At 36.9% G+C, this 13,764-nt stretch carries 5 protein-coding genes; all 5 read left to right on the top strand.

All coding sequences use genetic code 11. The features are described 5' to 3' along the window. The coding region (locus B5V81_RS06650; RefSeq protein ID WP_212112772.1) for an autotransporter outer membrane beta-barrel domain-containing protein at positions 1 to 361 on the top strand (361 nt) is incomplete at its 5' end. Between the two features lie 1,858 nt (positions 362 to 2,219). Next, positions 2,220 to 4,685 carry an autotransporter outer membrane beta-barrel domain-containing protein gene (locus B5V81_RS06655; protein ID WP_212112773.1) on the top strand — a complete coding sequence of 822 codons (2,466 nt, stop codon included), beginning with the start codon at positions 2,220 to 2,222 and terminating at the stop codon, positions 4,683 to 4,685. Positions 4,686 to 5,255: 570 nt separating this feature from the next. After that, complete coding sequence (locus tag B5V81_RS06660) at positions 5,256 to 7,700, top strand: autotransporter outer membrane beta-barrel domain-containing protein (RefSeq protein WP_212112774.1); 2,445 nt, start codon at positions 5,256 to 5,258, stop codon at positions 7,698 to 7,700. Between the two features lie 145 nt (positions 7,701 to 7,845). After that, positions 7,846 to 9,543 carry an autotransporter outer membrane beta-barrel domain-containing protein gene (locus tag B5V81_RS06665; RefSeq protein WP_212112775.1) on the top strand — a complete coding sequence of 566 codons (1,698 nt, stop codon included), beginning with the start codon at positions 7,846 to 7,848 and terminating at the stop codon, positions 9,541 to 9,543. 132 nt (positions 9,544 to 9,675) lie between these two features. Beyond that, positions 9,676 to 12,723 (top strand): autotransporter outer membrane beta-barrel domain-containing protein, encoded by a 3,048-nt coding sequence (locus tag B5V81_RS06670; RefSeq protein WP_212112776.1) that lies wholly within the window; start codon positions 9,676 to 9,678, stop codon positions 12,721 to 12,723. Positions 12,724 to 13,764 lie beyond the last annotated feature (1,041 nt).

Raw genomic sequence — 13,764 nt, forward strand, 5'->3', positions numbered from 1 at the left:
TTTGATGTTTGATACCATTAAAGATGCTGATAATCTGACCATTGACATGCAAAATCCTTCTCAATGGTTGATCCGTGTTGGTGGACGTTTAACAAAAGCCATTTCCACTGAAAACAGCCGTCCTATGTCTTTCTATGGAAAAGTAAATTTGATCAAAACCTTTGGTGATGATCAAGCAATCCATATTGATAAGGATTATAAACGAGACCCCTCAGGAACCTCTCTTGAAGGTGGCGTTGGTATCAATGCACAATTGTCCGCTAACCTCTCCCTTCACGGTGATGTCAGCTATCAACAAAAGCTTCAGAAGACGGGGATAAGTGGTGCAAGTTTTTCAGGTGGAATACGCTATCAGTTTTAAATCAAGATTGTAAAAAACAGCCTATGCAATTTAATAAAAAGGCAGCAATATGCTGCCTTTTCGCTTTTCCTGATCTCTTCTTTAATAAACCGTGCATCTTCCTTTATAATACAACTTCCAAAGTCCTCTATTCTATCCCCTACCCTTTTTATCAAGAAAAACATAAGGTACTTTTATCTAGAATACGTCAAAAGTCCAAAATAATGAAAGCAGAAATCTTCCAATAAAAGTGCAATGTTATTGACCAAATTATCACTCATTTTAAAGCTTCACCATGAAGCTCTTTATGAAAAGCGTTTTTCCACCTAAAATAGGCTTTTCCTCTTCTTCATACGTGTCCAACAGCATATTTTGTTAGCGAATTTATCCATAAAGCTAAAAAAGTGCATTTTTAGATAATAGACAGATCACAATATCTAAAAAGGTAATAATAAAAAATTTTTCTTTACACCCTTGTTATGTTTATACACCCTATTCTTTCAATCAACGAGCTTATTACATCATCTATAAGACTTCATTGACATTTCGCCGTACCGTTTTAGGTAAACAATTTTGAGAAAGCTTATCCCTTTCATACCAAACTTATCTCACCGAAATAAAATAGAATGATGGAACACCTATCAAAATCAGTATAATGAAAATGAATTTTTTAAGTACACTATAATGCTATCAATCTTAAGAGATACTGTAAAAGCAGTGCCTATTTATTATATTTAAACATATATAAAATAATAAATATTTTTAAAAATAGTCTATTGTGTACAGTAGCTATAAAAATTTTACTATTTTTGACCTATAATGCGAGAAACCAAATCTCTTGCAATTTTGGCTACAAAAAACGTATTCAACAAAACTTATGAGAGACTTCATGCAAAAGATGATAAAAAACGCATCGACGAATATTTAACAATAACGAGAGAAGAGAAATATAAATTTCTGTCCCTAAAAATGCCTCTACGGTTGTAAAAATTAAAGGAACAAATAGCGTAATCGAATTCCTGAATAGCATAAATATTATAAGTATAAGCCAATTCATTAATTTACCAAAGAGTGTTCATTGTTTGCATATCGAATAAACGTCCCGAATACGGTAAGATTCCCTCATTCCGAATCTGTTCCATATCGAAATAACAAAAACCATATCTCTTCTACATTAAAAACGGATAGGCCATGTGGATAAAAACTATTAAAAAAAGATTAAAACTGACTTTTTATCACTCCTCTCAAGTACAAAATGCTGTAGCAACAATGAGAGCTAGCAAAGTATGTGATGGTTTTCGCCCTTTCATTAAAGTGTAAAGGCACCGACTTGCACCTTCACAATTATAAAGATAGGGAAATTAATGAACTTATATATCATTCATGATCGCCATCACAAAATGAGCTGTACCGTCTTAGAAAAATAAGCTTCAGTACCTTCAGAAAAGTTTCTAAAAAAAGCCCATGAATATTCCCCTCATCTCTCCCTTTTATAGCAGATTTCCCCTATAGCAGAGAAAATTGACTTAGGACTGAGTTTTTTCTAAGTGCCTAAAATAATCTATCTCAACGCTATAGAATTTTTATAATGATTATCCTTGAATAGACAATTTTTTAATAGCGTAGTTCATCGTGGTTTTAGCAAAAACTGACCAAACTAAATTTTATGCAATCCATTGTTTTATTGCTTTTTATGATCATGAAAATTTTTTTTCTGAAGCAAAAATTCAAATTATAGAGCCCTGGTTATAGAACACCACATAATATTTCGTTTTGTTCTTTACATAAAAAACATAATGATATAAATACCACCAAAGTACTTGCGCCATCAGGGGAATGAAGTAAGCATCAAAGACATACCAAGACTAAAGGCATATCTATGTGTAAGAAATCTATTTATAAGAAAAATCTTTTGTTATGTACAATTGCTGGAACTTTCATTTTTTCTCATTTCGGTTCAACTTATGCAAATACACAACCTCCTGAAATTATTAATGAGTTTAAGCTAGAAAAAGAAGAGAAAAAGACTCTTGATAATGTTTTTATCCGCAATAAGAAAATTGGAGTGTCTGCTGCTGAAAAAGCAATTGCCACAATTACAAACTCAACGATACACACAGAATCAGCCGCTTTTTCCGTATCAAAAGGTGGGAACATTCACGCTAAAGGAATTGATGCGAATTCGATATACAAAGGTTTAGAAACTAAGAACGGTGTAATTAATATTGAAGATTCAATCATAACCGTTCAAGGAGGTGGAGCGGGTGGTATCGTTCTTTATGAAACCCCAAAGAATGAGATAAAAGAAGGTGAAAATGTCATCAATAGGATTAGTCTTACCAGGAGCAAACTTCTTGTGAAGGATGGTGTCGGTATTCGGGGTCCTTATGGTTCAAAATCTATTGCTGAGATTTCCCTGAAAGATTCAGAAATTCGGGCTGATGTTTTATTAAGAAATAAAACTAGGCGTAAATATTATGACGATGATACTCTTCCTGTCTCTCTTATATTAACTGCTAACAATTCGATTCTAGAGGGAAGAGCAAGAACCTTAAAAATAAATACGACGACTCTTACTCTGAATAATAACAGCAAATGGTACTTAAAGGTTAGTCAAGAAGATATAGATACTGATTTTAATACCTTTAATTTTGATCTCAGTGACCTTAAACAACGAGCACTTTCTACTGTTTCAATAGTGAACCTTAATAACAGCTCTATTATATTTAACGCACCGTCTGCTAATGCACCATCTGCTTTGGGAAAGGGGCAATATCAGATCTTGAGTGTAGGGAAGACCGCCGAGGTTTATGAGTCACGAGACAATATGGTCCCTACTGTAGAAACTGCCTATTATGCGACGGGTAATGTAAGTATTTATTTCAATACCGAATGGAGTGATGGTTTAGAGGTAGAACAACAGAAAACTGACCATCTTCTTGTTCATGGAAATGTATCGGGTACCACAACAATTTATTTCAATAATCTTTCAAACAATAAAAAATCAGAGACTGAAGATTTTCTTCCCTTAAACGCACGGGGTCTTTCACTCATTCAAGTATCTGGAGAAGCAAGTGAAACGTCCTTCAAACTGGCAAATGGCTATGTCACAATGGCGGGATTGCCTTATCGATATGTACTCAATGCTTATGGACCAACCTCCAGCCATGGAAGAGCAGAGAGCACACAAAGCCTCTTAGGAAAGATATCTCAAGAATCTGAAGAAAACACCCTTAAAGACTTCACAAGCTACGTTATAAAAAAGGATACTAGAGAGAGTGTTCTTGAAGGGGTTTCAAAAGATAAAGGAAATGCGCAAAGTGAGAATTTCTGGGATTTCCGCTTGCAAAATGCCACACTTGATAATGAAGGAAAGATCAGAGCCCTTGTCGCTCAAGTTGCAAGCTATTTGGTGATGCCCAACGCTATATTCTCCACGGGACTTTCTGATGTAAGCAATCAAAATGCATTATTAGACGATATGCGGACAACAGTTACGGGAACAAAAGATCATAAAAATAAAGGGCTTTTCTTATCCTCTTATGGTAATAAGATGACATTGTCCTCGAGCCGGTCTCCGTTACAATATGGTTATGGTGCTGATGTTCACTATGCTGCCTTACAAGCAGGCGTTATATTAGCAGCGCTAGAAGAACAAAATATCGCTATGAATTTTGGTCTTTTGGGTACATATGGGAAATTGTCCTTCACGCCAAAAGATATGGAAGGTGCTGATAAAAGTACACTCGATAAATGGTCTCTTGCCGCATATGGTGACTTCCACCATAATAATGGCCTCCATGTTAATGCACTCTTCTCTTATGGAGTTCTCAAGGGAAATGTCACCACAGCTCTTATAGGAAAAACGGCAGAATTAACTGATGCTAATACATTCAGTGTATCAGCAACCATTGGACAAAAATTCGAAACCAGTGCGAAAGGATTGGTCTTTGAACCACAAGCCCAATTTGTTTATCAAAGTCTTATGATTGGGATATTTTCGGATGTTGATGGTTTTGATGTGAATATGGGCAACCCTCATCAATGGTTAGTGCGTGTTGGTGGGCGCTTAACACAAACAACGCTTCCTATTGAAGGAGGTAGTAGTTTCTCTTTCTATGGTAAATTGAATATTGTTAAAGCTTTTTCTAACAATACCACCATACAGATTGGAGATAAGTTCCACTTTGATTCTATGGGATCTGCCCTTGAAGGTGGAATTGGTGTGAATACACAATTATCACAAAATATCGCCTTTCATGCTGATGTCAATTATCAGCAGAAACTTCAAAAAGCAGGGATATCTGGAATAAATGTTTCTGGTGGAATACGTTACCGCTTTTAAAAGTTTCTAATCATTATTTTAAGAATATGAGCAGCGCTGAGATATCAACAGCGCTGCTTAATTTTTGTAAATCGCAAAAAGTGCCATCTGATGAAAACTTATTAAGTATTTATCAAAAAAGAAATATTTTGACTTTTTTAATTATATTTAAAACATTTAGTTATATTTAAAATAGCATAATGAATTACTTATTCTTTATACGGGAAAAAATCTACTCAAAGTTTTTTACAAGCATAACAACATATCTTATCCCAAAGTTCTGTAGCTCTTCCTATAATAACGACTTTAAGCAACAAACATTTTTGCAAAAGCTTCTGTTTCATAGCATTTATGAAACACAGACTTATCAAGAAAGCTTTTCTACAATCCATGTTCGCTGGATTACACAATCACGTTAAAAGATTTTTCACACCCATTTTCAAATTATAGAGCCCCAGTTATAGAACACCACATAATATTTCGTTTTGTTCTTTACATAAAAAACATAATGATATAAATACCACCAAAGTACTTGCGCCATCAGGGGAATGAAGTAAGCATCAAAGACATACCAAGACTAAAGGCATATCTATGTGTAAGAAATCTATTTATAAGAAAAATCTTTTGTTATGTACAATTGCTGGAACTTTCATTTTTTCTCATTTCGGTTCAACTTATGCAAATACACAACCTTCTATAGTAAGCATGGTTCGTGCGGATAAGGCAGAAGAAGAAAAAACCTTTAAAAATGTTTTTGTACGCAGTAACTATAGTGCGGTAGTTGCTGATGACAAAGCCTTTATTATCGTTAAAAATTCAACGCTACGCTCCAGTGGCGTTTTACTTTCTGCATCGAAAGGTGGACGCATTCACGCTAAAGAAATTGTAGGAAAGCCAGGAACGCATGGTTTAGAAATTTCCAATGGAACAATCCATGTTGAAGATTCAATCATAACCGTTGCAGGGCATCATAAAAATTATGGTATCCGTTTTGACTACATCTCGGATTCTTACGTAAAAAAGGGAGAAAAAGTCGTTAATAAAGCGATTCTTACCAATACAAAACTTCTGATGACAGATGGTATTGGTATTGCGGGACCATACTCCTCGAAATCTGTTGCTGAAGTTTTTCTGACAAATTCAGAAATTCGTGCTGATATGTTGTTGAAGAATAAAAGCGTACCGGAGGATCCTAAACCTAAGACTTTCGTATTAACCGCTGATCATTCAATTATGGAAGGAAGAGTAAAAACTTTTACTGACAATACGACGGTTTTTACTCTGAACAATGGCAGCAAGTGGCACTTAAAAATTAGTCCATTTGAAGTAGAAGATGAATACAGCTCATCTGATTCATACAAACTCATTGACATTCAACAACGAGCACAATCCGTTGTTTCAATCCTAAACCTTAATAACAGCTCTATCGTATTTAATGCTCCGCATGATTTAGTAGAAAACCATTATCAAACCTTAAATGTGGGAAGACATCCACAAAAAGCAGAACAAAACAGAAACTCCGATACAGCAACAGTTTACAATGCGACAGGCGACGCAAAGATTTACTTTAATACTGAATGGAGTAATGGTCTTACAAAAAAACAACAAAAAACTGACCGTGTTCTCGTTCATGGTGATGTCTCAGGCACCACAACGATCTATTTCAACAATCTTTCAAAGCATGCAGAATCATCCAATGTGGTATCAGAAGAAAAGAACTCTATTCCTTTGAATGTGCGTGGACTCTCGCTTATTCAAGTTTCTGGACAAGCAAATGAAGATTCCTTCAAACTGGCACATGGCTACACCACAATTGGGGGCTTACCTTATAAATATATACTCAATGGTTATGGACCAACCTCCAGTCGTGGGAAAGCCGATAGGACACAAAGCCATTTAAGCGAAACATCGCAAGAATCAAAAGAAAAAGATGCGCAAAATACCCATGCATCATCCCTTGGAAAAGAAAACAACAGACAAGTTCTCTTAGAGGAATCCCCTTCGGAAGAAAATGAAAATTTCTGGGATTTCCGCTTGCAAAGTGCGACTCTTGATGAAGAAGGAAAAATCAAAGCGCTTGTTCCTCAAATGGCAAGCTATTTGGTTATGAATAACGCACTATTCTTCACTGGATTGGCTGATGTAAGCAATCAAAATACACTGTTAGATAATATGCACTCAACAGTTTTCGGATTAGAAGGTCATAAAAAGAAAGGAATCTTCTTATCGACTTATGGCAACAAGGTTACGTTATCTTCCAACCGTAATCCATTGGAATATGGTTATGGTGCGGATGTTCGCTATGCCGCTTTACAAGCAGGCATTGCATTAGCAATGTTAGAAAAACAAAACATTACTGCAAACTTTGGTCTTTTAGGCACCTATGGAAAGCTTGCTTTTACACCAAAGGATATGGAAGGTTCTGACAAAAGCACACTGGATAAATGGTCCGTGACAGCCTATGGGAACCTCCACCATGACAATGGTCTCTATATTAATGCACTTTTCTCTTACGGCATTTTTAACGGACATATTACAACCGCCCTTATTGGCAACGTTACAGAGTTAAAAAACACGGATACATTAAATATATCAGCGACTGTTGGACAAAAATTAGCGACCGGCGTTGAAGGATTAGCCTTTGAACCACAAGCACAGCTTATTTATCAACATATTGCATTTGGCATGCTTTCAGATGTTGATGGCTTCCAAGTTAACATCAAGACACCCCATCAATGGTTGGTCCGTATTGGAGGTCGTTTAACGAAAACAATACTTCCTATTGAAAAAGATCGTATTCTTTCTTTGTATGGTAAATTGAACGTTATCAAAGCTTTTGGTGAGAAAAACAGGATTGATATTGTTGAATCTTTCCATATCGATTCTATGGGATCTTCCCTTGAAGGAGGACTTGGTATTAACGCGCAACTTTCTAAAAATATCGCGCTTCATGCGGATATTAATTACCAGCACAAACTCCAAAAAGCTGGGTTCTCTGGAATTAATTTTTCCGGTGGAGTGCATTATCGCTTTTAAAAGTTTTAGCTTTCTCTTTTGACACATAAGCAGCGCTGAAATGTAAGCAGTGCTGCTTATTTTGGCACATTACGAAAAACCGTGATGTGTCAAAGAGTGGTTCATTTTTTATCAAAACAAAGAAAATATCTTAAGGAATATCTCTATGCATAAGAATCTTTTGTTATGTACAGCCGCTTGTGCTTTATTTTTTTCTTCTTTTACTTTTACCTCTACCAGTATCGCCTCTAGCCTAAGCCCTGAAATACGCCGTCCCCTAGAAGGAATTACCAAGTTACCTGAACAATATCGCTATGCCATTGATTTCATAAACACACCAACACAGGCAAAAAAAAATCGTGAAAAGATAGCCTCTGGCACCATGGCAGAAGCTAATGCATCTTTCAACCAAGAACATCAAAAAAATTCTGAAACCTCTCTTACACATACAGAGAATAAACACCCTGTTATTAATTCTAGCACAAGACAAAAACGTAGCAGTGATCCATTACCACCCGCTAATGTTGTTTCACAACACAAGAACACTTCATCCTTAAGGGCAGTTCATGAAATTACACAGCCTGAGATAAATAAAAATTTGCAATCTGATATTGATCCTAAAACGAACACTAGTTCCTCAACATCCGAAATGTCTCCTAACACATCCGCAAAAGCGCATGTGAAATTACTCTCAAAGGTTGATAGTACTGCTATTACTGATCCTCAAAGCAGCTCTCAACTTACAGATGGCAAAGCAACCGCAAGTTCTTCTTCTCTTGATGAAATAGAAAACAGCAAAACACTGACACCACAAATAGAAAACTCTCTAATCATGCCTATCGCGATGTTTTCTGTTGGGGTTGCTGATGCCAACAATCAAAGCACCTTATTAGACAATATGCAAATAACAATGTTTGAACCCAAAAATTATCAGGAGAGAGGCATTTTCTTATCTACTTATGGCAATAAGAACACGTTTTTCTCCCGCATTCAAACAGAACAAGATAATGTTCAAACAGAGCAAGATAGTGTTCAAACAGAACAAGTTGAAGTTCAAGCAGAACGAGATGAGATTCAAGAAAAACAAGAAGATGTTCAAACAGAACAAGAGAGCGTTCATGCAGATATTCGCTATGCGGCATTGCAAGCAGGAGCAATACTAATAGCGCGAGAATATCAGAGTATCAGCACCAATTTTGGTTTTTTTGGCACCTATGGGAAATTGTCTTTTGCTCCTAAAAATGCAGAAAGCTCTCATAAAAAGATGTTTGATAAATGGTCACTCACCGCATATGGAAACATTCAGCATGACAGTGGCGCCTATGCAAGTGCATTTCTCTCTTATGGAATTTTTAAAGAAAATATGGCTAACAATTTCATCAAAGATACCCCCAAAATGAATAATAGTAAAATTTTAGGGGCTGCTGCAACTGTTGGTCAAAAGCTATTAACCAGTTTTGAAGGTGTCATCCTAGAACCACAAGCACAACTTGTTTATCAACATCTCATGCTTGGCTCTTCCTCAGATAACAACTCTTCTTCAAATGATAGTTCTCCCTCAGATGAGGATACCTCTAAAATAAACATAAGCAAACCTGATCAATGGTTGGTCCGTATTGGTGGGCGTTTAACGCAAAACAAAGGCCATGCCCTTTCCTTCTACGGCAAACTGAACCTGATCAAGACTTTTAGTAAAAATTTTCAGCTTGCTGCTATGGGATCTTTAGTTGAAGGTGGTTTTGGTGTTCACGCACACTTATCGCAAAATATCGAACTTCATAGCGATCTCAGCTATCAACATAAGTTCAAAAAAGTTGGCATCTCTGGAATAAATATTTCTGCTGGAATGCGCTATCACTTTTAAAAATACTTGTATTCCTATCTTGAAATATAAAGAGCCCTCATTATGTTTCGTTTTGTCGCTTACAAAAGAGACATAATGAGGCCAAAGTTTTATATTTTATGAGGGAGGGGAAATATTTAGGAATACATCCATATGAAAAAAAGTTTCTTACTATACACTGTTTCTGGAGTTTTGTTTTATTCTTCCACCAGCTTGTCTTATGCTCTTCATAGCGTGTCTTCACCAACACGAGCTACTGTTTCTCCAGCTCTACCACTAAATGCTGAGACAAGCCAGTATCCGTCCCATCCACCTTCAACACCTAATGCGCCCACTACCCCTACAGCGCCTAACCTCACAGCCACACAAGATACTCTTACTACACAATCTACAACAACAGAAACAGTAAAATCCAGAAGACGTTCAGGTGTCTCCGACACTTACTCTTCCAGTGAAAAAACACCACCGAATTCTGCTACCTCTTCACAGTCAGAATCCACACAATCTTCACCTCGTTTACAGTCAACATCTGCAAACTCTGAATCTACAGGACCTATACTTACAAGACCAACAATAGAGCGATCATCAACGTCTAATGAATCAGAGATCACACAGCCAATATCTTTAAGACCAGCAATTGGAGAACTAACATCACTGACAGCGTTAGAACCTAAACAATCAATGGCTGCGCAATCTGAATCTGCGCAAAGAATACCTGCAAACTCTGACCCCACAAAACCGGAACTTACGAGACCAACAGCAGAACAAACATCGGTATCTAATGAATCAGAGCTCGTACAGTCAATCTCTTTAAGGCCATCAGCAGGAGAACCAACATCACAGATAGCGACAAAATCTGAAAAACCAGCGTCCACGCAATCTGCATCGGCACAAAAGATATCTGAAAAATCAGAACCTGCACAGATCGAAGATATAAGCGCTGGAGTTCAGGTTCAGAACGGTGAAGCTGTAACTTTACATAACAAAAAAATTCAAGACAGAGGTTTTGCTGTCCGTGCTGAGGGAAATCATTCAAAAATTCAAATGAACGGAGGAACCGTTAATGCTGGTTTTGTTGCACTGAGTGTATCCAATGGTGGAGAAATTGATGCCATCGATATTACAGTAGAAGCAGAAACAACTGGTTTGGCTAACATAGAGGGTACAATCAATCTTAAAGATTCCAGCGTCCATGTCACAGGAGATTATGAAGCGAATGGTATTGTTTTCCGCAATAATCCATATCATGCTTCTAGAAAACGCTATACACGTAATGCTGAAAGAAATGCCAACGCCGTTCAAGAACAAGATATTGCTGGTAAAGTAAATCTAGAGAATACGAAGCTTTTTGTTGACCATGGGGTTGGTATCAGCCTTTATGGAACGAACACAAACGGTGTTGTCAGCCTTAAAAATTCAGAAATTCATGCCGATGTTTTATTAAAAAATATTAAAAACGAAAGTGAATCCGTAAACACTCTTACATTGGTTGCGGATCACTCTTCTTTAGAAGGTCGAGTAAAAACTTCTAGAGATAATAGAACAATTTTTGATCTAAAAGAAGAGACGAAATGGCTCTTAAAGCCAAATAAAAACGCCATCAATAATGATAGTGTCTCAGATGACGAGAATGTTTTAGATGACTATAGACAGTTTGGTGTTGATGAAAAATCATTCTCTAATATTTCTGTATTACGCCTTACAAACAGTGCCATTATGTTTGAAAAACCAGTGGAGGGACGTTACCAAACCCTGTTTATAGGGCCTAATCTTTCGCAAGCAAACGAAACAGCTCACACAGCAGCGGTTTATAGTGCAACTGGTGTTGCAGAGATTTATGTTAACACTGAATGGAACAAACATTCTCCTATCACGGAACAGCAAACCGATCGTGTTGTGATTAATGGTGATGTCTCAGGAAGTACTGTTGTTCACATCAATCTCCAAGAAACAGATAAAAAAATGACCGATAGCTCTGCTGTTTGGGGAGAACATATGGCGTCACTTCCTTTAGGGACACATGGAGTTTCAATCATTCAAGTTTCCGGACAAGCAAACGAAAATTCCTTCACGTTAGCAGGAAACTATATGACAATAGGTGGACAACCTTATAAATATGTCCTTAAAGGCTATAAACCTGGAACATCTCATGAGAGCCAAAGCCTTTTGGGCAACAATAGTAATTTCTGGGATTTCCGCTTACAGAATGCTTACGTTGATAACGATAAAAAAGTTCGAGCGCTTTTACCACAGGTGGCCAACTATTTAACCCTGCCTAATACTTTGTTTTCTGCTGGATTTGCTGATGTAAACAACCAAAACACGTTACTAGATGCTATGCGGACAACAGTATTTGGAGCAGAAGATAATAAAAAGAATAATCTCTTTTTCTCTTCCTACGGTGAGAAAGTCACTTTATCTTCCAATCGGGGTCCACTGCGCTATGGTTACGATGCTGATGTAAACTATGGAGCTTTACAATTGGGAGTCATATTAGCCGCCTTAGAAAGCAAAGACATACGCACACACTTTGGTCTTTTAGGAACGTACGGAAAGCTTGCCTTTACGCCAAAAGAAATGCAAGATTCTGAAAAGACAACGCTTGATAAATGGTCACTTACCGCTTATAGCGGCATCCAGCATAGCAATGGTCTATATCTCAACGCTCTTCTTTCTTACGGAACCTTAAAAGGAAATATTACCACAGCCCTTGTTGGGAATGCTGCGAAATTGGATGGTACTGAGATCCTTAATATATCCGCAACCCTTGGTCAGAAATTAGCAACCGATACAAAAGGGCTGGTCTTTGAACCACAAGTACAATTCATTTATCAAAATCTCATGTTTGATATTTTCTCAGATGCCAATGGTTTAAAAGTAGACATGGGCAATCCACATCAATGGTTGATCCGTTTTGGTGGACGTTTAACAAAAACGATAATGGCCGTTGAAGAAAACAAAGCTGTATCCTTCTATGGTAAAATGAATGTTATCAGAACTTTTGGTGATGGTAAAATAATAAAAATTGCTGATACTTTTCATCTTGATCCTACCGATTCTTCAATTGAGGGAGGCATGGGTGTAAATGCCTATCTTTCTCAAAATATCGTGCTGAATGGCGATATTAGCTATCGACAAAAACTGCAAAAAGCCGGTGCATCGGGTACCAATGTTTCTGGCGGAATACGGTATCGTTTTTAAAGAAAAAGCACTTTTAACTTAAATAAAATAAAAGGGCAGCACAAAGTGCTGCTTTTTTATTTAAACGTATATTTTTAAAACTCTCAACAATCATTATCCCACTAAAATTAACTTATAATGGTTTTTGCCTATTGAATAAAAAAACTGGATACCATCATGCATTCTCTCATTTCTAACCTGTGCACCTTGAAGCAATCAAAACTATTTGCTTTGCACATCACAAGCAGAAGACGTTGATATATCGATAAAAATTAATTAAGAAAGGCATAAAAATACTTCTTAAGAACCATAACAACAAAAGGAACATTGAAAATTGGCAAAGTGAATAATAATAACCAGCTTACTCCCTTCATAGGCAAAAAATAGCAGCTTTTGTAGCACTCTTTATACCACTCATAGAGGCTTTATACACTTCACGAAGCACCATACCATTCATGAACACCATGATGAAATGAGCATTGAGAAAATTCTCTTTAAAACAAGCATATAAATTGGTGACGACATCTATCCTATTTTTAAATATTTTGTTTTGTATGAAGCGTGTTCCCTCGTGAAAGCTCTTTCCTATCATCATGATATCCCAACCACATCAAAAAGATAAAACAAGCCTTTTGGGGTATTGGTCAAGGATACCATAAGCCACAACACCATAAGAGGTTCCTTAACTTTAAAAACTAAAGCTTTTTGCTCCCTTTGCACAACGCAGATCTAATGTCATGATTTTGACAAGCGAATATTCAAAATTTGAAAGGCAAACAGTTTTTCAGTAAAAAATCCTATCCGTTTTAAAAAACTATTTTTATTGCCAATCTCCTAAAATTACTTTACACATTAAAAGATGTTTTTGGTCGTATACGCAACGACCAATAGGGCCTTGAAAACCTGAAACCCTAGCGTAAAAATGAACCCACTCTGTGGGTGTCCCGGGATTCCGGGAGATTTTGCTATGTCCAGGTGCTTTTCCGCACTAAAAGCAAAATGCTGACTAGGGTTCAGTGTTTTCAAGCTCCCGGAATACCAATGCGAGGGCGCTCGCACTTG

Origin of the sequence: Bartonella queenslandensis (genome assembly GCF_018155095.1) — a bacterium.
GTDB classification, from domain to species: domain Bacteria; phylum Pseudomonadota; class Alphaproteobacteria; order Rhizobiales; family Rhizobiaceae; genus Bartonella; species Bartonella queenslandensis_B.